31 protein-coding genes and 1 tRNA gene are annotated in these 20,365 nt (G+C 61.5%); 17 read left to right on the top strand and 15 right to left on the bottom strand.

Annotation, left to right across the window (positions count from 1 at the left end; translation table 11 throughout):
- The first annotated feature begins 49 nt into the window (after positions 1 to 49).
- Positions 50 to 655, top strand: a complete 606-nt coding sequence (locus VHN57_RS05545; RefSeq protein ID WP_004207570.1) for an RNA polymerase sigma factor — start codon at positions 50 to 52, stop codon at positions 653 to 655.
- The gene (locus tag VHN57_RS05540) at positions 624 to 1,604 is read left to right on the top strand and encodes a FecR family protein (protein WP_004207571.1); all 981 of its coding nucleotides are present in this window, start codon (positions 624 to 626) and stop codon (positions 1,602 to 1,604) included. The genes VHN57_RS05545 and VHN57_RS05540 overlap by 32 nt, the downstream gene beginning before the upstream one ends.
- 6 nt (positions 1,605 to 1,610) lie before the next feature.
- Here VHN57_RS05540 and VHN57_RS05535 read toward each other — a convergent pair whose 3' ends face one another.
- From VHN57_RS05535 to VHN57_RS05525, 3 genes are read right to left on the bottom strand one after another with little or no spacing between them, the layout of a single operon-like run.
- Entirely contained in the window at positions 1,611 to 2,312 is a 702-nt protein-coding gene (locus VHN57_RS05535) for an NAD-dependent deacylase (RefSeq protein ID WP_423283049.1), read from the bottom strand.
- A gap of 22 nt (positions 2,313 to 2,334) precedes the next feature.
- Positions 2,335 to 2,634: a polyhydroxyalkanoic acid system family protein gene (locus tag VHN57_RS05530; protein ID WP_303760922.1), complete on the bottom strand. Its 300-nt coding sequence runs from the start codon at positions 2,632 to 2,634 to the stop codon at positions 2,335 to 2,337.
- A 23-nt stretch (positions 2,635 to 2,657) separates the two neighbouring features.
- Entirely contained in the window at positions 2,658 to 3,341 is a 684-nt protein-coding gene (locus VHN57_RS05525; protein ID WP_423283047.1) for a fumarylacetoacetate hydrolase family protein, read from the bottom strand.
- A gap of 109 nt (positions 3,342 to 3,450) precedes the next feature.
- Between VHN57_RS05525 and dapB the strand changes: the two genes are divergently transcribed.
- The 4 genes from dapB to VHN57_RS05505 all read left to right on the top strand — a co-directional run bounded on the left by dapB (position 3,451) and on the right by VHN57_RS05505 (position 5,496).
- Entirely contained in the window at positions 3,451 to 4,215 is a 765-nt protein-coding gene (dapB, locus tag VHN57_RS05520) for a 4-hydroxy-tetrahydrodipicolinate reductase (RefSeq protein ID WP_423283045.1), read from the top strand.
- A 4-nt stretch (positions 4,216 to 4,219) separates the two neighbouring features.
- On the top strand, positions 4,220 to 4,879 hold the full coding sequence (nth, locus tag VHN57_RS05515; RefSeq protein WP_423283043.1) for an endonuclease III: 660 nt from the start codon (positions 4,220 to 4,222) through the stop codon (positions 4,877 to 4,879).
- A 78-nt stretch (positions 4,880 to 4,957) separates the two neighbouring features.
- On the top strand, positions 4,958 to 5,344 hold the full coding sequence (locus tag VHN57_RS05510; protein ID WP_423283041.1) for a hypothetical protein: 387 nt from the start codon (positions 4,958 to 4,960) through the stop codon (positions 5,342 to 5,344).
- 75 nt (positions 5,345 to 5,419) lie between these two features.
- Positions 5,420 to 5,496: transfer RNA gene (locus VHN57_RS05505), tRNA-Arg, on the top strand.
- A gap of 67 nt (positions 5,497 to 5,563) precedes the next feature.
- On the opposite strand, the gene VHN57_RS05500 is transcribed toward VHN57_RS05505, so the two are convergent.
- Genes VHN57_RS05500 through VHN57_RS05490 form a run of 3 tightly spaced genes read right to left on the bottom strand, consistent with a single transcriptional unit; the run spans position 5,564 to position 6,495 of the window.
- A complete protein-coding gene (locus VHN57_RS05500; protein ID WP_278985530.1) occupies positions 5,564 to 5,782 on the bottom strand; it encodes a hypothetical protein in 219 nt (72 codons plus the stop codon).
- Complete coding sequence (locus VHN57_RS05495) at positions 5,760 to 6,242, bottom strand: tyrosine-type recombinase/integrase (protein ID WP_278985531.1); 483 nt, start codon at positions 6,240 to 6,242, stop codon at positions 5,760 to 5,762. Before VHN57_RS05495 ends, VHN57_RS05500 begins: the two co-directional genes overlap by 23 nt.
- On the bottom strand, positions 6,232 to 6,495 hold the full coding sequence (locus VHN57_RS05490; RefSeq protein ID WP_278985532.1) for a hypothetical protein: 264 nt from the start codon (positions 6,493 to 6,495) through the stop codon (positions 6,232 to 6,234). The genes VHN57_RS05495 and VHN57_RS05490 overlap by 11 nt, the downstream gene beginning before the upstream one ends.
- Before the next feature lie 131 nt (positions 6,496 to 6,626).
- Here VHN57_RS05490 and VHN57_RS05485 point away from each other — a divergent pair, with 131 nt between their 5' ends.
- Positions 6,627 to 7,661, top strand: a complete 1,035-nt coding sequence (locus tag VHN57_RS05485) for an IS110 family RNA-guided transposase (RefSeq protein ID WP_423283039.1) — start codon at positions 6,627 to 6,629, stop codon at positions 7,659 to 7,661.
- 260 nt (positions 7,662 to 7,921) lie between these two features.
- On the top strand, positions 7,922 to 9,424 hold the full coding sequence (locus VHN57_RS05480) for a hypothetical protein (protein WP_423283037.1): 1,503 nt from the start codon (positions 7,922 to 7,924) through the stop codon (positions 9,422 to 9,424).
- A gap of 78 nt (positions 9,425 to 9,502) precedes the next feature.
- Here the strand turns inward: VHN57_RS05480 and VHN57_RS05475 are convergent, their stop codons facing one another.
- Positions 9,503 to 9,661, bottom strand: a complete 159-nt coding sequence (locus VHN57_RS05475; RefSeq protein ID WP_423283035.1) for a hypothetical protein — start codon at positions 9,659 to 9,661, stop codon at positions 9,503 to 9,505.
- Positions 9,662 to 9,844: 183 nt separating this feature from the next.
- On the opposite strand from VHN57_RS05475, the gene VHN57_RS05470 reads away from it, so the two are divergent.
- Complete coding sequence (locus VHN57_RS05470) at positions 9,845 to 10,048, top strand: hypothetical protein (protein WP_423283033.1); 204 nt, start codon at positions 9,845 to 9,847, stop codon at positions 10,046 to 10,048.
- Between the two features lie 5 nt (positions 10,049 to 10,053).
- Here the strand turns inward: VHN57_RS05470 and VHN57_RS05465 are convergent, their stop codons facing one another.
- Entirely contained in the window at positions 10,054 to 10,791 is a 738-nt protein-coding gene (locus VHN57_RS05465) for a CatB-related O-acetyltransferase (RefSeq protein ID WP_423283031.1), read from the bottom strand.
- 101 nt (positions 10,792 to 10,892) lie between these two features.
- Between VHN57_RS05465 and VHN57_RS05460 the strand changes: the two genes are divergently transcribed.
- From VHN57_RS05460 to VHN57_RS05435, 6 genes are all read left to right on the top strand, one after another.
- Complete coding sequence (locus VHN57_RS05460) at positions 10,893 to 11,054, top strand: hypothetical protein (protein WP_423283029.1); 162 nt, start codon at positions 10,893 to 10,895, stop codon at positions 11,052 to 11,054.
- Between the two features lie 178 nt (positions 11,055 to 11,232).
- Positions 11,233 to 11,667, top strand: a complete 435-nt coding sequence (locus tag VHN57_RS05455) for a hypothetical protein (protein WP_423283027.1) — start codon at positions 11,233 to 11,235, stop codon at positions 11,665 to 11,667.
- Positions 11,664 to 12,251: a glycoside hydrolase family 19 protein gene (locus tag VHN57_RS05450; protein WP_278988597.1), complete on the top strand. Its 588-nt coding sequence runs from the start codon at positions 11,664 to 11,666 to the stop codon at positions 12,249 to 12,251. Before VHN57_RS05455 ends, VHN57_RS05450 begins: the two co-directional genes overlap by 4 nt.
- Complete coding sequence (locus VHN57_RS05445) at positions 12,248 to 12,502, top strand: hypothetical protein (RefSeq protein WP_278988595.1); 255 nt, start codon at positions 12,248 to 12,250, stop codon at positions 12,500 to 12,502. The genes VHN57_RS05450 and VHN57_RS05445 overlap by 4 nt, the downstream gene beginning before the upstream one ends.
- 61 nt (positions 12,503 to 12,563) lie before the next feature.
- Positions 12,564 to 12,968, top strand: a complete 405-nt coding sequence (locus VHN57_RS05440) for a hypothetical protein (protein ID WP_278988593.1) — start codon at positions 12,564 to 12,566, stop codon at positions 12,966 to 12,968.
- 210 nt (positions 12,969 to 13,178) lie between these two features.
- The gene (locus tag VHN57_RS05435) at positions 13,179 to 13,754 is read left to right on the top strand and encodes an HNH endonuclease family protein (protein WP_278988591.1); all 576 of its coding nucleotides are present in this window, start codon (positions 13,179 to 13,181) and stop codon (positions 13,752 to 13,754) included.
- A gap of 112 nt (positions 13,755 to 13,866) precedes the next feature.
- Here the strand turns inward: VHN57_RS05435 and VHN57_RS05430 are convergent, their stop codons facing one another.
- The 5 genes from VHN57_RS05430 to VHN57_RS05410 form a co-directional block, all read right to left on the bottom strand.
- Positions 13,867 to 14,421: a hypothetical protein gene (locus tag VHN57_RS05430; protein ID WP_423283024.1), complete on the bottom strand. Its 555-nt coding sequence runs from the start codon at positions 14,419 to 14,421 to the stop codon at positions 13,867 to 13,869.
- Between the two features lie 231 nt (positions 14,422 to 14,652).
- Entirely contained in the window at positions 14,653 to 15,507 is an 855-nt protein-coding gene (locus VHN57_RS05425) for a hypothetical protein (RefSeq protein WP_278985722.1), read from the bottom strand.
- Entirely contained in the window at positions 15,504 to 15,740 is a 237-nt protein-coding gene (locus VHN57_RS05420) for a hypothetical protein (protein WP_278985721.1), read from the bottom strand. Before VHN57_RS05420 ends, VHN57_RS05425 begins: the two co-directional genes overlap by 4 nt.
- Positions 15,737 to 16,285: a PcfJ domain-containing protein gene (locus VHN57_RS05415; protein ID WP_278985720.1), complete on the bottom strand. Its 549-nt coding sequence runs from the start codon at positions 16,283 to 16,285 to the stop codon at positions 15,737 to 15,739. Before VHN57_RS05415 ends, VHN57_RS05420 begins: the two co-directional genes overlap by 4 nt.
- Before the next feature lie 95 nt (positions 16,286 to 16,380).
- Positions 16,381 to 16,701: a hypothetical protein gene (locus VHN57_RS05410; protein ID WP_278985719.1), complete on the bottom strand. Its 321-nt coding sequence runs from the start codon at positions 16,699 to 16,701 to the stop codon at positions 16,381 to 16,383.
- Between the two features lie 330 nt (positions 16,702 to 17,031).
- Between VHN57_RS05410 and VHN57_RS05405 the strand changes: the two genes are divergently transcribed.
- Positions 17,032 to 17,313 (top strand): hypothetical protein, encoded by a 282-nt coding sequence (locus VHN57_RS05405; protein ID WP_278985718.1) that lies wholly within the window; start codon positions 17,032 to 17,034, stop codon positions 17,311 to 17,313.
- Between the two features lie 32 nt (positions 17,314 to 17,345).
- Complete coding sequence (locus VHN57_RS05400) at positions 17,346 to 18,284, top strand: hypothetical protein (protein WP_278985717.1); 939 nt, start codon at positions 17,346 to 17,348, stop codon at positions 18,282 to 18,284.
- A 52-nt stretch (positions 18,285 to 18,336) separates the two neighbouring features.
- Here VHN57_RS05400 and VHN57_RS05395 read toward each other — a convergent pair whose 3' ends face one another.
- Together VHN57_RS05395 and VHN57_RS05390 are read right to left on the bottom strand one after the other, a co-directional pair.
- The gene (locus tag VHN57_RS05395; protein WP_278985716.1) at positions 18,337 to 18,852 is read right to left on the bottom strand and encodes a methylated-DNA--[protein]-cysteine S-methyltransferase; all 516 of its coding nucleotides are present in this window, start codon (positions 18,850 to 18,852) and stop codon (positions 18,337 to 18,339) included.
- Between the two features lie 94 nt (positions 18,853 to 18,946).
- Entirely contained in the window at positions 18,947 to 20,365 is a 1,419-nt protein-coding gene (locus tag VHN57_RS05390; protein ID WP_214865234.1) for an efflux transporter outer membrane subunit, read from the bottom strand.

Raw genomic sequence — 20,365 nt, 5'->3', positions numbered from 1 at the left:
CAACAAAAAGAAATTCAGGAGAGGCGCGCTGACATAAAAGGGGGTCGACGTGCATAGGGTTCGCGCCAAGCTAGAGTGGTTCAAGACCGTGATTTTGCCGCAGGAAGCTGCCTTGAGGGGCCGCCTGCGTCGCATTTTGCCCTCCACCCACGAGTTGGAGGACATGGTCGCCGAAGTTCTCGCCCGTGCCTATGCCACGGAGAACTGGGAAAATGTCACAACCGGGCGCGCCTATCTCTTCACCATCGCCCGCAACCTCGTCATCGACACGGCCCGCCGCAACAAGGTGGTGAGCTTCGAGACGATCGCCGATCTGGAATTGCTGGGCGGCGAAAACACCATCGAGGCACAGCTTCACGCCCGCGAGGCGCTCCGCCAGGTCGAGGCGATTGTCGATTCGCTGCCCACCCAGTGCCGCCGCGTCTTCATTCTTCGCCGTATCCACGAAAAATCGATGCTGGAAATAGCGGAGGAAATGTCTCTGTCCGTTTCTACTGTTGAAAAACATCTGGCCAAAGCGATCGGCATAGTTATGCGGGCCTGGGCAGAACGTGAGGAAACGGATTTCGAACGTGCAGGCGTCGGGACCAGGTTCAAACAGCGGGGACAGGGACGCGATCGCGTTGGAAGCCGCGCGCCTGCTGGCCAGGCTTAACAGCGACCCTACCCCCCAGGACGAAGACGAGATATGTGCGTGGATCGAGGCCGATCCGCGCCATGGCGTGGCCTTTGCCCGCGCCGAAGCCGCCTGGGACGCGGCCGAGCGGCTGAAGAGCGCCGCCGCCGAAGTCAATCTGCCCCCGCTCGAAGCGATCGTCAGCGAGGAACAGCAGCGCCGCCTGTCGCGCAACATCATGATCGCCGCCGGCATCGCCATCGCCTTCTTCATCGTCGCCGCGATCGTCACCATCCGCACCTTCAGCGGCGTGGATCGTTATGAGACGGCAGTGGGCCAGATCCGCGACGTCGCACTGGCCGACGGCTCCATCCTGCACCTCAACAGCAATAGCGAGGCGGAAGTCCGCTTCACCGACATAGGCCGCAAGGTGCGCGTGCTGAAGGGCGAAGCCTCCTTCGACGTGGCCCATGACAAGGGCCGCCCGTTCGACGTGGAGGTGCGATCGGCCCAGATCCGCGCCGTCGGCACCGCCTTCAACGTCCGCATGCGCCCGTCGGTGGTGGAACTGACCGTCACGCAGGGCACGGTGACGGTCCATTCGGGTAATAGCGGGCTGGAAAAGGTCAGCGCCGGCAGCGGCGCCGTGATCCAGTCCCGCAGCATCGACCTCACCCATCTCAGCCCCAAGCTGATCGACCAGCGCACCGCCTGGCGCGACCAGATGGTCGAGCTAGACGGAGAAACGATCGAGCAAGCAGCCAGCGAGTTCAACCGCTATCGCCGCGCGCCGATCCTGATCGGCGACGCCCGCGTCTCCTCGCTGCGGGTCGGCGGGCGCTTCCGCGTCAGCGACAGCAAGGAATTTCTCTCCGCGCTGCAACTGAGCCTGCCGATCCGCGCGGTGAATGGCGAGGATGGATCGGTGATGCTGCTTTATCGCGACGAACCCGATGGCGCCGACATCATGGCGGCACCCGGCGAATAAGGCCGATCAGCCGAGCAGGTCGCGGACCAGTTGGGGCACAAGTTCGCTTGCCGGGCCAAGCCGGCTTTCCTCGAAATAGCTGCTGCCCGCCGACGGATCGAGATTGAGCTCCAGCGTGCGGGCGCCATAATGGCGCGCCATCTGGACGAAACCGGCGGCCGGATAGACCGCGCCCGACGTGCCGATCGACACGAACAGGTCGGCCTGCGCCAGCGCTTCCTCGATCCGCTCCATATCATAGGGCATCTCGCCGAAGAAGACGATGTCGGGCCGCAGGCTGGGCGCGCCGCAACCGGCGCAGACGCTGCCGGGCGGCAATGGATCGGCCCAGGCCACCGCCTTGCCACAGGCGGCACAGAGGGCGGACTTCAATTCCCCATGCATGTGGAGCAGCCGGCTCGCCCCTGCCCGCTCATGCAGGTCATCGACATTCTGGGTGACGATCAGCAGATCGCCCGGCCAGGCGCGGTCGAGCGCGGCCAGCGCATCATGCGCGGGATTGGGCGCCACCTCCGCCAGCTTCGCCCGCCGCTCGTCATAGAAGCGATGCACCAAGGCCGGATTGCGCGCCAGCGCCTGCGGGGTGCAGACATCCTCCACCCGATGCCCCTCCCACAAGCCATCCGGCCCGCGAAAGGTGGCAAGCCCGCTCTCGGCCGAAATACCCGCGCCGGTAAGGATGACAATATTGCTGATGTCGGTCGGCATGGCGGCACCTCGGCAGGCAGGCTTACGCCTTGGTCAGCATCTTCTGGGCGCTGGTCTTGATGAAGTCGGAGATCGGGCCGGACATCATCTTGAGGAACATCGGGATCGATACGGTGCCGCGCACCCGGTCCTCCTCGATCAACAGCTTGACCGGGATGGTCTGGGCCATGGCCGAGATTTCCATGTCCAGCGCATAGTCGGACGGCCAGGTCGCGGTCATGGTGCCGCCGCCGGGGATATGCTGTTCCAGCTTGGGCAGGCCCTGCTCCACCCGGCGCTTCGCTTCGTCCCGGCCGAGGTCATGGGGAATGTCGATATCCATCCTGTTTGTCCTTGTTCTGATGGTCAGTTCTGAAAGGCGATGTCGAGCGGCGGCAGGCCCGCGATGGTCGCCTGCACCGCCTGGCCGGGCGCGATCGAGCCGACGCCTGCGGGCGTGCCGGTGAAGATCAGGTCGCCGGGCGCCAGTTCCACATAGGTGGAGAGATTGGCGATGATTTCGGGCACCGACCAGATCATGTCGGACAGGTCGCCCGATTGGCGCGGGTCGCCCTCGATGCAGAGCGCGATGGCGCCGCTGGCCGGCGGCGTGCCGGGGCGGATCGGGCCGATCGGCGCGGAGCGATCAAACCCCTTGGCCATGTCCCAGGGACGCCCCGCCTTTTTGGCAACGGCCTGCATGTCGCGGCGGGTGAGGTCGATGCCGACCGCCCAGCCATAGATCAGCGCCGGCGCATCCTCGACCGCGACATCCGTGCCGCCGGCGCCCAGCGCGACCACCAGTTCGACCTCATGATGCAGATCCTGCGTGCGCGTGGGGAAAGGCAGCGATGCGCCATTCTCGACCACAGCATCGGCCGGCTTGGTGAAGAAGAAGGGTGGCGCGCGATCGGGATCGCCGCCCATTTCGCGCGCATGTTCGGCATAATTCTGCCCGACGCAGAAGATGCGACGGACGGGAAAGCGATCGGCGCTGCCGTCGATCGGCAGGGTCGGAACGGAGAGTCGGGGAAGATCGAGCATGGCCATCTCTTAGCCATGGTCGGTCGCCTTTCCCAAGAAATTCATGGTGCCGGATGACAAAGGGCCGCCGCTCTGGCATCGCGCGCTGACTTATAGCCAAGGAACGGATCAGGGCATGACCAGCATCGGGATTTTCGGCGCCGCCGGGCGCATGGGCCGCGCCATCGCGCAGGCCGCGGCGGAAGCCGGGCTGACCGTGGCGGGCGGCACCGATCGCGACGGCGGCGGCGAACTGGCCCCCGGCGTCGCGATCACCAATGATCCGCTGGCATTGGCACAGGCGGCCGACGTGCTGATCGACTTTTCCGTGCCAGCCGCGCTTTCCGCCAATCTCGACGCCTGCATCGCCGCGAACAAGCCGATCCTGATCGGCACGACGGGACTGGAGGGCGAGCATCATGCGCTGATCGACCAGGCGGCAGCCCGCATCCCGGTGCTGCAGACCGGCAATACGTCGCTGGGCGTCAACCTGCTCGCCGCGCTGGTGGAAAAGGCCGCCGCCAGCCTGGGCGACGATTGGGACATCGAGATCGTCGAGATGCATCACCGCCACAAGGTCGACGCGCCGTCGGGCACCGCGCTGCTGCTGGGCGAAGCAGCGGCGAAGGGGCGCGGCATCGCGCTGGCGGACCATAGCGAGCGCGGCCGTGACGGCATCACCGGCGCACGGGCGAAGGGCGCGATCGGCTTTGCCGCGCTGCGCGGCGGATCGGTCGCGGGCGACCATCAGGTCATCCTGGCGACCGAGGGCGAGCGGATCGAGCTTGGCCATCGCGCCGAAAACCGCAGCATCTTCGCGCGCGGCGCGATCAAGGGCGCCCGCTGGCTCGCCGGCCAGCCGGTCGGCCGCTATGACATGAAGGGCGTATTGGGGCTCTGATGCCATGAACAAGGCGCAGATCTTCGACTTTTTCAGCCGCCTGGCAGAGGCCAATCCCGCGCCGGTGACGGAGCTGGAATATGGCAATGCCTATCAGCTGCTGGTCGCGGTCACCCTGTCGGCGCAGGCCACCGATGTCGGCGTCAACAAGGCGACCCGCGCCCTGTTCCGCGAGGTCGAAACGCCGCAGCAGATGGTCGACCTGGGCGAGGATGCGCTGAAGCAGCACATCAAGACGATCGGCCTGTTCAACACCAAGGCGAAGAATGTCATCGCCCTGTCCGAGATATTGGTGCGCGATTTCGGCGGCGAGGTGCCGCAGGATCGCGACGCGCTGACCACCCTGCCCGGCGTCGGCCGCAAGACCGCCAATGTCGTGCTCAATACCGCCTTCGGGCAGGAAACCTTCGCGGTCGACACCCATATCTTCCGCGTCGGCAACCGCACCGGCCTGGCGCCGGGCAAGACGGTGCTGGCGGTCGAGGACAAGCTGGAAAAGCGCGTGCCCCAGCCCTTCCGCCGCGACGCGCATCATTGGCTGATCCTGCATGGCCGCTATGTCTGCAAGGCGCGCAAGCCCGAATGCTGGCGCTGCATCCTGTCGGACCTGTGCCGCTTCAAGCCCAAGACGCCGGAACCCGGCAGCGTCGCGAAAGCCGCCTGATCGCGCCGGCCAGCGGTGCTAGGATCGGTACGGAAATCAGCTCCGCGAATCGTCTTGTCAGCACGAAGGAGAGAGACAATGTCCATCCGCCCCATTCTCACCGCCGGCCTGCTGCTGGCCTGTGGCCTGACGCCTGCTTTCGCCAAGACCAAGGACAAGCCGGATCCCTATGTGCCCAGCGGCGATCCGGTCGATTGCATTTCCATCAGCCAGATCCGGTCGAGCAGCGTGCGCGACGATCGCACCATCGATTTCGAGGTGAGCGGCAAGAAGATCTACCGCAACAGCCTGCCCAACAGCTGCCCCAGCCTGGGCTTCGAGCGGCGCTTTTCCTATCGCACCAGCATGTCCCAGCTGTGTTCGGTCGACATCATCACCGTGCTGTTCAATGCCGGCCCCGGCCTGCAACCGGGTGCCAGCTGTGGCCTGGGCAAATTCCAGCCGATGGTGAAGGCCCCGAAATAAGTTTCGGGAACAGGTGATTTTGTGGCTGGCGCGGTTCGAAGCCCTTTGCTAAGCGCCCCTTCTGACCGGCGTCATGCACCCATAGCTCAGCTGGATAGAGCGTTGCCCTCCGAAGGCAAAGGCCGCAAGTTCGAATCTTGCTGGGTGCACCAATTTTTCAACAACTTAGCCACTCCTGCCATGACCGGTATCTGGTCATCGTGTGCGGTAATGTGTGCGCTACGCTCTTTTCATGCGCTTCCGGCAGCGGTCATAAATCCTTCGCGCCTGTGCCTTTCCAGCATCCCTTGCGCGCTCGATCGCTGCCAATTCCTCCGCCTCTGACGGCGTGAGGTAGTTGCGCCAACTTGCGTCCATCGCTTCTTCCATGTCCGGAATCATATACGGAATGTCCGGCCATGCAAGCGGAAATCGCTCAACCTCTTCGATAGAAAGCATCCAGCGCCTCGCCCTGAAAATCAGGGTGATGATGGGCATAAAGCTCTGTCGTCCGCGCGTCGGAGTGGTCAAGCCACCCCCCGATCTGGAATAGCGGCACCCCCTTCTGCGCCAGCCACGTGCCGCAGGTGTGCCGGAGCGTGTGCGGCGTTACGCCGGGCAGCTTTGCATTCTTGACCGCCGTCCCAAAGCTACCGCTCTTGCCGTCCCCTATATCGATGATGCGCCGGCCCTTGTCGTGGATGACATAGCCAAGATCGCTGTAGCGCCGGCGGTGCGCCAGGCGAAGGAATGTCATCAGGCGATTCGGGATAGCCTGAGCCGCAACCGCAGTGAGGGCCACAAGCGCCTCGGTGTCGCGCTCATCTGCCAGCTTGAAGCGCTTTTGCTCGGTTGCCAACGCGCCAAGAAGCCGGGCGTTTTCTCGCTGCAATCGGCTGATCGTCTCGCTATCGCGCATAGGCGCCCGGATCACTGACGCGTGTGGTGTCGAACACCAGCGGCCCCACCGGCACGTTGAACAAGGCTTCGATCAGGCGCGGCCCCTGTGCCCTGGCGGAAAGCATTTCAGTGGGGCGGAACTTGCGATCCGGGTCATAATAGAGACCGCCGCCATCGAGCTGTAGCGAATTGGCATAGGCCCGGCCGGCATAGTAGCCCGAGAGCCTGCTGGACCAGCCGTCTATGTGGAGGCCGCCGCCGGGCGTCTGCACATATGTGCATAGCGAATTCGCGCTGGCCGGTGATGTGCCGGGCGGACGGGTGCCAAACCTGATGGGGTGGACGCCCCCCGACAGCCTTTATGGCAAAGTGGAGGTGTTGAAGCACCACTGAGGAGGCGTCCGTGTCACAGGTTACCACAATCGGTCTGGATATCGCCAAGAACGTTTTCCATGCGCATGGCGCTGACGAGCGGGGTGCGATGGTGTTCAGCCGCAAGCTGACGAGAGCAAAGCTGCTCGAGTTCTTTGCAGGTCAGCCGGTATGCATAGTAGCGCTCGAGGCGTGCGGCGGCGCCCATCATTGGGCGCGTCAGTTACAGACGATGGGGCACGATGTGCGGCTGATCCCACCATCTTACGTGAAGCCATTCGTGAAGCGGAACAAGAACGATGCGATTGATGCTGAAGCGATTGCCGAGGCTGCGCAGCGCCCAGGCATGCGCTTCGTGGCGGTGAAAAGCGAAGAGCAACAGGCCGCAGGGCTCGTGTTCCGCACACGTGACCTAGCGGTGCGGCAGCGCACTCAGCTGATCAACGCCATTCGCGGGCACCTAGCGGAGTATGGTTGGGTAGCACCGCGCGGCACAGCGCATATGACAATGCTCGCCGACCTGCTCGAGGATGAGGAAATGACTTCAAGTCTGCCTGCAGCGGCACGGCCCATGTTCAAGCTCATGGTCGACATGCTGGCCGATCTCGACAAGCAGATTGCCGTGCTGGACCGTGAGATCGCACGGCGTGCTAAGGAGGATGAAGCGGCCAGGCGGCTAATGACCATTCCAGGGATCGGTCCTATCGCTGCGACCGCCATCATCGCGCTGGCCCCGCCGGTCGAGACGTTCCGTAAGGGGCGCGACTTCGCGGCTTGGCTTGGCCTCGCCCCCCGTCAGCACTCGACCGGCGGCAAACAGCGGCTCGGCAGCATATCGAAGATGGGCGAGCGGACGATCAGGCGACTACTGATTATCGGAGGTAGCTCGATGGTGCGTCAGGCCTGCCGGTTCGGCGCGCCGGCCGGCTCGTGGCTGGAGCGGATGCTCGCGCGCAAACCGCGCATGCTCGTCTCGGTGGCGCTCGCCAACAAGATGGCGCGCATGGTCTGGGCACTGCTCACCAGAAATGAAGATTACAGAGCTCCGGCAGCAGTTGCGGCGTAAGCCAAGGCAGCGGCCAGAGGCGTCGGAGACGTAGGCGGTCGAAGGAGGGTATGGCACAACAGTCGGCGAGACGGGGCTGGAAGAACCAGGGAATGGCAGAGCGCTAACCAAGCGCGTAAACCTGTAATGGATCCGGTCCGCGAACTCCCATACTGGCCCGCAGCATATGGCGCTGCTCATCGAGGCCGGACAGATGACAGCATCCGACTACGTGCCAACAAACCCCGATTTACTGCTTGCATCCGAAGGGGCGTCCACAGATGTTTTTCAACGCGCTCGATGCGTTTGGCGCGGTCATGTATGCGGCGGCATCTACCCCGGTGGCGGTAACCGATGCGGATGCTGTAGCGCGCGGCATCACCACCGGTGTCTCAGGCACCAGCGCCTATTATGGGCAGGAATTGCCCAAGGATACGCCGCAGCGGGGCTTCTACCGGGCGCGAATTCTCGTTGTGACGTCGACTGATAATGCGGTGGTAGGGCCGCGCCTCCACCTGATGGACAGTGCCCAATCCATCATTCATTCGGCGGACCTCGTGCTGGAGAAGATCATTTCGCCGCGCCTGCGCATGTATTCGGTTGATGCGCCCTATAATCTGGATGCGCAGCCGGTGAGCTTCACCGTGGGCCTTACCCAAACCGGGTCAGATGCCATTGTCTGCGGGGCCCAGGCCTATGTGGGTTCACAACCCGGCATGCTCCTGCGCGCGGATTACCCGCGCCCTTATCGACCCGAGCCGCTCTATGGCCGCCACCATTTCGCCATTGTAGGGCGAGACATGCCTATCCTCAAGGCCTCGCTTCTCGCTGAGCGCGATGATCCTTCCATGGTGAGCCTGTCTGCATGGTCGGCGCCCGCGAACAATGCGGCTCTTCCGTGGCGCGCTGATGGCCGCCAGGATGCCTTGGTAATCGACACGTCATCGGATTTCAGCCTCACCACCATGACGGAGCGTGGCGCGCGCGTTAAGCGCCGCTATACCCGCGCAATATCGAACCGCCGCGTCAGTGCACCGGCGCCGAGTAGCCCGAAGATCCTCGCGCTGGGCGATAGCATCACGAACCGGAATATCCTCGCGCTGATGAAGGCCAAGCTCGAGGCCATTGGAAAGACGCCGCAGTTCTTTGGCACCATGAACAACCGTGACACGGGGGCAGACCCTATCGTCAACGGTGAAGGCCGTGGTGGCTGGCGCGCGGCTGATTTCATCTACCAGTTCACCACTTACGGCGCGGTCACCGATTTCCCGGCATATCTTGCCTTAGGGGCGGAGAATGCAGATGCGGCCGGGCGCTGGGGCCGCAATCCTTACGCCCGTGATCCGGTGGGCGGTGACGACCCTGCGAAAATCCGCAACGGCAAGATTTTCGGTTTCCGGCATTTCCTCAACGGCGTGGGCATCGATGATCCAGATTTCGTGCCCATTGGGTTGGGCACGAACGACATCAACACCCATGCGCCGGCATCGAGTTTGCAGTTCATCGTCGATGCTATGCACATCATGGTGCCGTCGATCCGGGAGGCCTGCCCGAATGCCCAGATAGCATGGTGGCTGCCTAACATTCCGCGCATAGCGAGCTCGGACCGAAAGTGGCGGGAGGAATATGTGCCTGCCATCAAGGCCATGCTGGCGTTTGAGCAGAGCTTCGCGGACGATAAGTTTTCGATCCTGTCGACCTGGGCGGTGATGGACACCATCAGCGGTTGGTCGAACGGCGCGGAAAACGGATTGCCACGACAGGCGGCTTGGCCACGACGGTGATCACTGATGAACTGCACCCGGTGGGCGCCAACCGTCATGTGATCGCGGAAGTGCTGGCGGCTTGGGTGGCGGGGATGTCTACATGATCAAGGATTCTGGATCATTGGCCTCGATCTCGGCCGCAATCACCATGGCCATACGTTCGATCAGCGCCCCAATAGGCCCACCAATCTCGCGCGCTTGTGCCGCAATGTTGTCGAACTCATCCAATCTTTCGCGAGCGAGCTTCATATCCATTTCACTACTCCTCTTCATTATGCACGCCTGAGTAAAGATTTTGATGCATTGGTGCTCAGTGCCATAGAGTGATTTGAAATCATCTATGGCAGTCACAAAGGGCGCGCAAGTTCAACAATTCTAAATGCTGCGCCTTACATCTGTATACTTTCGGCAAGTCCAGTTATCGGATAGCGCGGGTCCATGGGCATATACGGCGCCATCGCAATCCGTGCTTTCCTGATCTTCCTGCTGCGCTACGGCATGAATGCACTGCCGCGCTTGATGATCCGCCATGTTCGCCGCAAGCGGATGGCGGCGCCCAGCCAAATCTGGCAGCAAGCCCGGCAGGACCAGGCCCTAACGCATCGTGCTTTCAGGCAGAGTGACAAAATCGCATGGCAATGATCCGCCTATAACTGACCTCTGATATCGATCTCATCCGTAAATATAACACGCGCTGGATTAAACGGCGGAAGACTATTCCCTTCACGCTCGAAAAACGAGGCCACGCCTTCCGTATCCCGAATGTCCACCTTGGCTATCCATTCCGGATCATAATCCCACCACCGTATCGCCTGCAGTCGTTGTGCCAGCTCAGGCGCAAACCGCGCGCGAATGACTTTTGCAGGGTTGCCTGCCACAATGGTGTATGGCGCCACATTTCTTGTCACGACGGAATGAGCGCCGATTACGGCCCCGTCACCAATGCTTATGCCGGATCTCAAATATACATTTCGCCCAATCCATACGTCATTGCCGATAACCGTCCGCGGAATATCGAATCCGGCCCTCTCGATATTCAAAGGAGGCGGCAGAGGCTTATCGACTGGCCGCGCCCAGTCATAATCGTTGATGAAGATAGAGGATGTACTGACACCGTACATATTATGCTCGGGAGCGCAGGAATAAAGGCGTGGCCCAATCGATGTAAATCGACCAATGGAGAGGAAGCGGGCAGCACCTGCATCTCGAAGGATGGAGTAAGCACCGAAACTGTATAGAAGATTGGGCGGCGATGTCAGAAGACATGGCCCTTCGATGACAGCCCCATCCTTCATGTCGAATGGCCTTGACGCAAATCCGCCCTGCAATGTGATATTGGTTTTCTGTCTTATTTCAGCCCATAATTCCGGTGTCGTTTTGGGCATTACCATTCCTCATGATCCAACAGACAGATTATGCTTTCCAAGGATCGTGATTCGGTCAAGCGACAGATGGCAACGGCCACATTATCCGATAGGAAGCGCACATGGGCATATACGGCGCCATCGCAATCAGTGCTTTCCTGATCTTCCTGCTACGCTACGGCATGAATGCGCTGCAGCGTTCGATGATCCGCCATGTCCGCCGGAAGCGGATGGCCGCGCGCCAGGGAAAATCCGGCAGCAAGTCCGGCAGGACCAGACCATAACGCTTCGCGCTTTCGGGTAGAATATCGCGCAAATCCACGCGCCCACCTCGCGCATATTAGTTGCCGAATATTCCAGAAATAAGTAAGATAATTACAACGCCTCGCCGAGACGACGGTAATCCATGCCGTCCGTATCGGCGAGGATGTTGCCGCTCACAATCCGCTCAGAGGAGCGTTCATGCACACACAACAGGGGGTAACGTCGATGACGCCATGGGGCGAGGCGCTCGTCGTCAAGTATGGCGCGATCGTGACGGGCTGGGCCATCGGCACGGCTGCGAAATACGGGCTGATGCTCGGCGAAGGACGCAGGATCACCCTCAAGGTGATGCTGATCGACGTTCTGCTGATGGGCATGGTGGTGTTGCTGGCACGCTGGGTGATTGCCCGGCTCGGCCTTAACCCCACCGATGCAGCCACTGCTGCCGCGCTGATCGGGCTTTCCTCGGACCGGCTCATCCGCATGGTTCGCGTCTGGTTCCTCAAGCGGGTGGATGCCGAACTACAGCAACACGTCAAAGCCGAGATCCGGCAGGCGGCTCAGATGGAGCTGAGCGCCGAGCGCAACCTATCCGATATCGCAGCGGGCAAGCGGCCCTTGGGAGGTGAATGATGGACTGGCAACCGATCCAAGCCCGACTTGGCGTCGTAGCCGATGGCATCGCCGGCCCCAAGACCTACGCCGCGCTGTTCCGGGCCATGGGAGCGCGCGAGAATGCCGACGCGCTGGGCAAGCAGGCGGCGCGGGACTTCACCCTCTACGGCCTGACCACCCCGCTGCGCATCGCCCACTTCATGGCGCAGGCGGCGCACGAAACCGGCGGCTTCAAATGGCTGCGGGAAATCTGGGGACCGACGCCGGCGCAGTTGCGCTACGAGGGCCGCAACGACCTCGGCAATGTCCAGCCCGGCGACGGGAAGCGCTTCATGGGGCGCGGTATCTTCCAGCTCACCGGACGGGCAAACTACGAGCGCGCCGGCAAGGCGATCGGGCAGCCTCTCGCATCGCAGCCTGAGCTTGCCGAGCGCCCCGACATCGCCGTCACCACCGCCTGCGATTACTGGCAGTCGCGCGGGCTGTCGGCGCTGGCGGATCGGGACGATGTGCTGGCGGTCACCAAAAAGGTGAACGGCGGCACCAATGGCCTGAATGATCGCAAGGTGCAGCTGGCCAAGGCGAAGGGGCTGCTGTTGTGACCAACCGCCACAACGTGATCGCCTATCTCGCCACCCTCGCAGCGATCGTCATCATGTCGCTGGCCGGCGCCGCGGTGTGCATCTTCGCTCAGGCCGACACGGAAGTGAACCTGGCGCGCATCATCGGGGCGCTGGCCTTCATCGGTTCCGCCATCGCCGGCCTGACGGGGGTGATCGGCACGTTCAAGGCCCGCGACAATAGCGAGCAGCTGATCGCCAAGCTGCCGCCGGTTCAGGAGGAAGTGCGATGATCTTCGCTGCTGGATTCTTCATGGGCGCCGCAACCGTGGTCGGCGGGCTGGTGATCGCGGCATGCCTGATCTGGAAGCAACTGGCATGATCCCCCTCCCCGCAACCCTACGCCCCTACCTTCTCGGCGCGGCCGGCATAGCGATCCTTGCCGCTGCGATCTGGGTCTGGCGCATCGACAGCCTGCGCGCGTCCCACAAGGCCGACGCGGCGAACGTGCGGCGCGAATACACGCTGTTTCGCGAGCAGGTGGAGGTGAAGGCCACGCAAGCCCTGATAGCCCAGAAGGCCGTCAACGCAAAGATTAAGAAGGATCAGGAGGAAATCAATGATCGCCATATCGATGCGCTGGAGGAAAGGATTGCCGTTGGTCAGTCTCGCTATGACAGCCTGCGCGCCAAGTCCGAAGCCTATTTTAGTAGCTCCTCAAAGGCTGGAATGTCCGCCGCCAGCGAAGCCGCCTGCTAAGCTCATGCAGGAACCTCATGTGAAGCAATTCCTGCCCTCTTAAAATCGGCTCAAGACAATACGGACATGCTGATAGAATTGCAGTCATGGGCGAAGGATCAAAGCGCCGTTGATGTTGCTGGTCACCAGTGATTCTGATAATAAGAACGGGCCGGAACGCTGCGTCAACAGCGCCCGGCCCTGACCAAACCGACTGTTTAGGAGTCGAATATGGATGATTTTTCTATATGCGCCATAGAGACCTGCGGCAAGGTGCGCTGGAAGCGGCAATGGTGCAGCGCGCATTACCAGCGCTGGCTAGCGCATGGAGATCCTCTTTCAGGGCGAACGCCAAAGGGGGAACCGCTCGCATTTTTGGAAAACACAGTCATTTCATATCACGGGAAAGACTGCCTGATTTGGCCTTATGTCAAGAGAAGCGGCTATGGGATTGTAACGTACAAAGGAGAAAAGCGCCTTGTAACTCGCGTTGTCTGCGAGGCTGAGCATGGGCCGCCGCCAACGCCGGTGCATGAAGCATCCCACTTGTGCGGGAAGGGGCATTTAGGTTGTTGCAACCCAAAACATCTTGCATGGAAGACACCGAAAGAAAACAACGCTGACAAACTTACGCACGGCACCCACCATAGGGGCGAGCAGAGCCCTAGAGCGAAACTAACGGTTGCCCAAGTATTGGAAATTCGGTCCAGCACAAAGCCTCATCCAGAATTAGGAAAGGCATATGGTGTTTCGCGTCAATTAATTACTGACATCAAAGCGGGAAGGCGCTGGTCTTGGCTAAAGTAATTTGCGCTTTTTGCAAAGAAGGGTGACGGCGCTCTATCCAACTGAGCTATATCGGAGTCTCTTACACCCCGAAGCGGGACTTGAACCCGTGGCCTCCGTCACCCATGCCGCCTTATACCCGATCCCCGGCGGCAAGGGAATCCCCCGCCTCCCGCGCTTCGGAGAGGGCGGCGCGCGTCATGTCGTGCAGATGCGCTCGGATGGATTTCGCGGTTGATTTTTGCCCGCGCCAGAACCCCGCCTCATGCGTCTCATCTCGGCCGTTGGCGCTCACTGTCGCGATGCCGTTATACGCCTCATCTTCCAAAGCCTCGCATCGCGCCATGATGCAGCGCACAGCTTCGGTCAATTCCGCAATCTCCGCATCCTTCGCGGCGGTTGCAGCGGCGACGGACTGGAGGCGGTGGGCGATGATCCGGCGCACCGTCTCGCTATCGCCATCGTCCAGCGGATAGCCGGTCAGCCACATGTGCAACTCGCGGTCGGCTTCCGTTACCCCGCCAGCGTCCGCGATCGGCTGGGCGGGGACAATGCCGATCCCGCGAGCTATGAGCGCATCGGCAAGAATCTTGGCGGTCCAGAAAGGGTTTTCATTGGACAGATCGGCCGCGACTTCGGCGATGAGGTCGCGAAGTTTCTGCCCCTCGGGTTCGTTCGGCTTAGTCATGGGCGGGTTCCTTTTGGCACGGCGCGTCCTCAACGCTCTGAAAAACAGGATTGGCTATGCGAACCCACCCACCGGAATAAGCCACATCTGGTCGGTTCTTATCGTCAAGCTGGCGGCAGTAAAAATAATGGAAATCATGTACCCGAAATTGCGGACAACCGTTGCATGTCACCCAATCGCTTCCGGGTAATTCATGGCGGTGATACTCATCAGGCAATGGTCCGAATGCCATCACCCTTCCTCCCCGCGCTTGGCGCTGGAGAGGGCGGCCATGCATTCTGGCTCAATGGCGTAAATCTCGCACGTCCCGTTGAACTTCTGGCTTAGCCATCGCAATTCGCCGGGCGTGCTGGTCGTGCGGAACTCCATCGCGCGAAGGATGCGATATTCGAGGTCGCCATGCTGCGCCATTCCGGTCAGGCGGTCATAGGCCATTCCGATCAGGGCATCAGTCTCGCATTCATAATCAATGCGGGCGTCGGGATGGTGGCCAAAGCGCCCCAATTCCTCCCCCTCGCCGTCGAACGCCTGCCCGCGAGATTGGGGCGGAACAGGGCCATCATAGACGCCAAACATCGTCATTCCCTTGTCTTCGGCGGCTTCCTCAGCATCCTCCCGATGTGTCCAGATGCAATGATCCTCATCCCAGAAGACTTTGCCGTCGCTATCCCGGATCATGTAGGCGAAAGGCTCAGCCTCCCCCGCATCGAACTCTTGGTCGAGACGCTGGAGGGTGGGGAGTGCATTCAACTGCCTTGCCCTCTGTATCGCATCGGACAGCCGGGCAAATCGGCCGTGGCTATCGCAAAACTGGTCCCAGACCTCAAACGTCATAGTTGTTACGTCTTCTCCCACTGTCGCCGGCCCATGACCATCAGCGTTCAATGGCATTTCGATAGGATAATAGAAGTCCGCCACCGGCTCCCCGGCCTGCTCAAGGGCGGCGAGAGCCAGCGACGCAGCGCGGTGCTGATCAGCAGACCAAGCCAGCGTGTCCATCATCGTGTCGCCCGGCACTTCGGGGCGGATATCCAGAGAAAACGGGCGCAGGGCTTCCTTCGCCATCTTCACAGCATCAGATGTCATCGTTCATTTTCCTTGGATAGGAGGTGGGCGCGGACGGCGAGGCCGAGCGGGGTGAGGGAGAAAAAGATGTGCCCAGCAGCCCACTCGCTGGCGAATATCCCTTCGCGGAACAGGGGCACGCGGACATGGCCATTGACCTCGCGATATGGGCGCAAATCGCTCTCGCCAGTTTCGATCACCGCCCGCCGCTGCGCCTCTGTCAGCTTCTCGGCTAGCTGGTGGGCGGGGGTCATGCTGCGGCTCCAGGCTGGTGGATTCTGACAAAGGTGTCCGCAGCATCAATCACGCCCTTCGCGGGCCACTTATTGGCGAACGCTTTTATTTGGACGGCGCGCTGCCCGACGATTTCTAGGGTCGCCATTCGCCGCATATCGATCCGGATCGAGTAGATATGGCATCCGCCATTCATGACGCGGGGAATGTAGGTGGCGACGCAGTGCCGCATCCGGCGCCCTTCCTCCATCAGCATGGAAGGCGTCGACAGCTTGAAGAACTCGAATCCGCCATGCGCGGCGTGATCCGGCCAGTCGCTCAGGTCGATGACAGTCGTTGGCGTGATGCCGATGCCCAGCTTGCCCAGAGAACTGTCACCAGCGAGCCGATCGTGCCAAAGCTGAACCTCGTTCGCCATGCGCTCGAATGACCACCGCGTGATATCGACAGATTTGTTCCGCGACACAAAGTCGGCAAAGTCGCTAGCCTCCCCTTCAGCGCATCGGTGGGCGTGCTGCGCAATCCAGGCAAATCCCGCTTTCGGTGAAGAGTGGTTCAGCCGCATTCGCCGACGATACGTCTTCAGCGCGCCAAGCCATTTCCGCTGCGCATGAGGCCGGTCCGGTATCACCTGTGACAATGTCGACGGCGAAAGGTCATTCAGCTCGCGAACAAATCCGACATATATGGCTGGATCGCGTATCCCTTCAGTTTGCGAAGGGGCGTCGATATACCGACAGAAGCCATCACCATCTTGAGCCTTTCGCCGCGCTCGATAGGTCCGCCGATCCGACTTGCGATATAGAGGCGATCCGCACGGCTGTTTGCCTTCACGCCAAATGAAGCCGCCAGCACCGGCGCCTGTTCCAGATAGTCAATCGCCAACGGATGAAGGTTCGCGACGAACTCAGCATTGCGGTGCATCCCCTGGTTAGGGAATAGCGCCCGCGCGCGCATAGCCGGGGTCAGTTCCTCGCTCACATCCCCCTCCCCATCAGATCGGCGGGGCGGGTGGCGAGTGTGTACGGTAATGTGTGCGCATCCAGCGTCGCGCACCGATTCGTTCCGCCAATGTTCGCGCGAACAAACCTTGAACAGCGGCGGAAAACCGTGCTAGCTAGGCCCTCCGAAGGCAAAGGCCAGTGGTTCGAATCCACTTGGGTGCACCATTTATCGACATTATGCTGCAGAACGGCACAGTTTGACGGTCGGCTTGCGCTGATTGATCCATTTCCGACCCAGTTGAAATGGTGATTATCACGGCGAACGATAGGCTCTCCCTCCGAAACATTGATGGTTTTGGAGGTTGGAATGGCACATTTGTTACGGGTCTTCCCGGATGCAGCCACCATGACATGGGCGATCTTCGTCGATCACCGGCCGGTCACGAAATTCAACCGCGATTTCGAAATACTGCTTTCACTGACGCCGGGCGAGCATCGCCTGGTCGTACATGCCAATGGCAGTGGCGCAACAGTGAAGGTGAGCATTAATAATGCCGAGCCATTGTCACCCGACACAGACTGGCCATTGGTCCTCAAGGTTCCCTTAACCTCAAGCGGCGACCATGTCATAGCGGAGTTCTCCGTATGAAAGGGGGCTGGAAGTTCCTGATAGGAACGGCCGTGACCGGCTTTCCCGCATTGGCTTTCGCTCAGCCAAATATACCTCCCGCCGTATCAACGGCCGTCAACCAGACTGATGATCTGCAAGAAAAACGAACTTCAGCCCCAAGCGGAAGAAGTGATTCCCTCCTCAGCGGCCTTGGCGGGGAGATAGAAATTAATGGCGGCGAGCCCAAGGCGTCGCTCAGCTTCAACGGGAAGCTATCGCCAGAGATAGTCGCTGCAGGCGTCGATGGCATGAGCAGCAACTTTCGGCAAACCAGCTACGGGCTGTCGCTATCCGTTCCACTGGGTGGCGAAGATAATCTGGTCGATCCGCAATTACTCGACCGGCTTTCGGACGGGCCGGCACTAACCTTCAGCCTGTCGCGCTACAACGCGACCACACGGGACGATCCGTCAGGCCTCAAAAATCAATTCTGGCAATTTGGTGGCGAAGCGAGGATCGGCACCAACCAGTTCCATTATCGTGACCCGACGACATTGACGAAATATTCCAGCTGGAAACCACAGCTGGCTATCGGCGGCTTCATCGCCTTCTATCCCGGTGAGCAGAAAAGCATGCTAAGCTTCGCCATCGACTATCAGTCCAGCTATCAAGCGGCAGATGAAAAGATACTTTGCAAGCCATTGGTGACTGACCCTGACAAGGATTGCTTTAAGGCGGCACCACAGGCACCCGATCGTCAGGACGCCGTCAACCTGTCCTTCGAGTATCGGCAGGCGATCGGAAAGGATGTTCTGGACGCTAGCCTCGCCTTCTCGCCGAAGTTCACCTATGACGCCCTAAGCGACGATTATGGCGTGGAACTGCCCGTCTATCTCATTCCCAAGGGAGACGCGCAGATCCTGCCCGGTTTCAGGATCGGCTACGCCTCGCGCGAAGATGAAGTGACTTTCGGCCTGTTCATGAAGGCCAGTTTCAGCATGACGAAATAGGGCCACACCGCACGGCCCCTCCGCGGGCTTTATGACCATGAAAGACGGTCAATCACAGCAGTATCGCCTGCAGCCCCCCGGTCATTGCGGAGGCCCCTTCCAGATCGAGCAGATATTTCTTGGTTTCGACGCCGCCGGCAAAGCCGGTGAGCGCGCCATTGCTGCCCACCACCCGGTGACAGGGCGCGATGATCGAGATCGGGTTGCGGCCATTGGCGGCGCCGACGGCACGGGTCGCGGTCGGGCGACCGATGGCGCGGGCGATGTCGGCATAGCTCCGCGTCTCGCCGAACGGTATGTCGAGCAGCGCAGCCCAGACCTGGCGCTGGAAATCCGTGCCCTGAAAATGCAGCGGGACGGAGAAATGCTGCCGCTGACCGGCGAAATATTCCGATAGCTGGGAGGCCGTCTCGCGCAGCACCGGATGGTCGGTCGCTTCGGACCGGGTGCCCAGGCGGACGCGGGCGGGATCATCGTCGGGCCACAGGACCGCCATCAATCCCTCGTCGCTTGCAACCAGCGTCAGGTCGCCCACCGGCGAGGGCATCGTCATACAGGCCAGGGTCATCGTCATCCTCCATGCGTCATCGCTGGAGATAGGCGATGATCCCCGCCCCCGCTTCCTGCCGCTTGCGGTCAAAGTCCGCAAGCGGCAGGCCGCATCATTTCAGGCCACCGCCCATGGCACGATACAGCTCGATCATGTTGGTGAGCCGTGCCAGCCGGGTCGATACCAGGCTCTGTTCCGCGCTCGACAGGGTCCGCTGCGACACCAGGGTCGGCAGGAAGCCGTCGACACCCGCGCGGAAGCGGGCCTGCGTCAGGTCATAGGCCTTGCGCGCAGCATCGCGTTGCGAGGTCTGCGCCTCGACCTGATCGGTCATCGTGCCACGCCGGGCGAGCGCATCGGCGACTTCGCGGAAGCCGGTCTGCACGCTCTTTTCATAGGTGGCCAGCATCGCGTCATAGGTCGCCCTGGCGTAACGCAGATTACCCTTGTTCCGGCCGAAGTCGAAGATCGGCAGGGTCGCACTGGGCGCCACCGACCAGGTATCGCTGCCCGACTTGAACAGGCCGGACAGGCCAAGGCTGACCGTGCCCAGCGCCGCCGTCAGCGACAGCTGCGGGAAGAAGGCCGCCCGCGCCGCACCGATATTGGCGTTGGCCGCGATCAGTTGATGCTCGGCCGACGCAATGTCGGGCCGGCGCAGCAACAGGGTCGAGGGCAGTTCCGCCGGAAGATTGTCGAGCGTGACATGGCCTTCCGGCAGGGCCGAGGGCAGATCCTCGCTGCCGAGCGTCGTGCCCGCCAGCAGGTTCAGTGCATTCTGGTCCTGCGCGACCAGCGTGGTAGCGCTGGCGATGGCGGCCCGCGCCTGGTCATAGCTGGTCTGTGCCTCGCGCACTTCCAGTTCGGACGCGATGCCCTTGTCGAAGCGGGCCTTGTTGAGGTCCAGCGTCTCCTTGAACGCGGTCGCCAGCGTGCGCGCGATCGACAGCAATTCCTGATCGGCGGCCATGTTCACCCAGGCCGTCGCCACTTCCGCCACCAGTGCGGTCTGGGCCGCATTGCGGTTTTCGACCGAGGCGAAATATTGCTCCTGCGCCGCCTTGGTCAGGTTGCGCACCCGCCCGAACAGGTCGATTTCCCAGGCAGAGATGCCGACCTGCGCCTGATAGACATCGGTGTTGAGGCGCTGGCTCTGGCCGAACTGGACCAGCGGCTGTTCCGAATAGGTCGCGGTGCCGGTGGCCCCGACGGTCGGCAACAGATCGGCCCGCTGCACCTTATATTGCGCCCGTGCCTGTTCGACATTGGCGACCGCAATGCGCAGGTCGCGATTGTTGGCGAGGCTCGTCTCGATCACCCGCACCAGACGCGGGTCGGTGAAGAAATCGCGCCAGGCGGTATCGGCCGGCACGATCGCCGCGCCGCCGTCCGCCGCGGCCGCATAGGCCGGCCCCTGGGGGCTGGCCTGCGGCACCGGCAGTTCGGGGCGGGCATATTTGGGCGCCATGTCACAGGCGGCCAGCGTCAGCGCCAAAGAGGCGACCGACATTGCTTTGATATTACGCAACAT

It is taken from the genome of Sphingobium salicis subsp. salicis (assembly GCF_049472635.1).
Taxonomy (GTDB): Bacteria; Pseudomonadota; Alphaproteobacteria; order Sphingomonadales; family Sphingomonadaceae; genus Sphingobium; species Sphingobium yanoikuyae_A.
This window is presented reverse-complemented; position numbering and strand designations above follow the sequence as displayed.

Bases quoted from the DNA above. Each gene is read 5' to 3' on its own strand.
- VHN57_RS05405 (WP_278985718.1), top strand. From the start codon at position 17,032: ATGGCACATTTGTTACGGGTCTTCCCGGATGCAGCCACCATGACATGG.
- VHN57_RS05460 (WP_423283029.1), top strand. From the start codon at position 10,893: ATGGGCATATACGGCGCCATCGCAATCAGTGCTTTCCTGATCTTCCTG.
- VHN57_RS05430 (WP_423283024.1), bottom strand. From the start codon at position 14,421: ATGACTAAGCCGAACGAACCCGAGGGGCAGAAACTTCGCGACCTCATC.
- VHN57_RS05510 (WP_423283041.1), top strand. From the start codon at position 4,958: ATGTCCATCCGCCCCATTCTCACCGCCGGCCTGCTGCTGGCCTGTGGC.
- VHN57_RS05415 (WP_278985720.1), bottom strand. From the start codon at position 16,285: ATGCGGCTGAACCACTCTTCACCGAAAGCGGGATTTGCCTGGATTGCG.
- VHN57_RS05395 (WP_278985716.1), bottom strand. From the start codon at position 18,852: ATGACCCTGGCCTGTATGACGATGCCCTCGCCGGTGGGCGACCTGACG.
- VHN57_RS05470 (WP_423283033.1), top strand. From the start codon at position 9,845: ATGGGCATATACGGCGCCATCGCAATCCGTGCTTTCCTGATCTTCCTG.
- VHN57_RS05535 (WP_423283049.1), bottom strand. From the start codon at position 2,312: ATGCCGACCGACATCAGCAATATTGTCATCCTTACCGGCGCGGGTATT.
- VHN57_RS05420 (WP_278985721.1), bottom strand. From the start codon at position 15,740: ATGACCCCCGCCCACCAGCTAGCCGAGAAGCTGACAGAGGCGCAGCGG.
- VHN57_RS05495 (WP_278985531.1), bottom strand. From the start codon at position 6,242: ATGCGCGATAGCGAGACGATCAGCCGATTGCAGCGAGAAAACGCCCGG.
- VHN57_RS05450 (WP_278988597.1), top strand. From the start codon at position 11,664: ATGATGGACTGGCAACCGATCCAAGCCCGACTTGGCGTCGTAGCCGAT.
- VHN57_RS05475 (WP_423283035.1), bottom strand. From the start codon at position 9,661: ATGGATATGAAGCTCGCTCGCGAAAGATTGGATGAGTTCGACAACATT.
- VHN57_RS05435 (WP_278988591.1), top strand. From the start codon at position 13,179: ATGGATGATTTTTCTATATGCGCCATAGAGACCTGCGGCAAGGTGCGC.
- VHN57_RS05480 (WP_423283037.1), top strand. From the start codon at position 7,922: ATGTTTTTCAACGCGCTCGATGCGTTTGGCGCGGTCATGTATGCGGCG.
- VHN57_RS05440 (WP_278988593.1), top strand. From the start codon at position 12,564: ATGCCTGATCTGGAAGCAACTGGCATGATCCCCCTCCCCGCAACCCTA.
- VHN57_RS05390 (WP_214865234.1), bottom strand. From the start codon at position 20,365: ATGTTGCGTAATATCAAAGCAATGTCGGTCGCCTCTTTGGCGCTGACG.
- VHN57_RS05530 (WP_303760922.1), bottom strand. From the start codon at position 2,634: ATGGATATCGACATTCCCCATGACCTCGGCCGGGACGAAGCGAAGCGC.
- VHN57_RS05465 (WP_423283031.1), bottom strand. From the start codon at position 10,791: ATGCCCAAAACGACACCGGAATTATGGGCTGAAATAAGACAGAAAACC.
- VHN57_RS05455 (WP_423283027.1), top strand. From the start codon at position 11,233: ATGCACACACAACAGGGGGTAACGTCGATGACGCCATGGGGCGAGGCG.
- dapB (WP_423283045.1), top strand. From the start codon at position 3,451: ATGACCAGCATCGGGATTTTCGGCGCCGCCGGGCGCATGGGCCGCGCC.
- nth (WP_423283043.1), top strand. From the start codon at position 4,220: ATGAACAAGGCGCAGATCTTCGACTTTTTCAGCCGCCTGGCAGAGGCC.
- VHN57_RS05425 (WP_278985722.1), bottom strand. From the start codon at position 15,507: ATGACATCTGATGCTGTGAAGATGGCGAAGGAAGCCCTGCGCCCGTTT.
- VHN57_RS05525 (WP_423283047.1), bottom strand. From the start codon at position 3,341: ATGGCCATGCTCGATCTTCCCCGACTCTCCGTTCCGACCCTGCCGATC.
- VHN57_RS05500 (WP_278985530.1), bottom strand. From the start codon at position 5,782: ATGCTTTCTATCGAAGAGGTTGAGCGATTTCCGCTTGCATGGCCGGAC.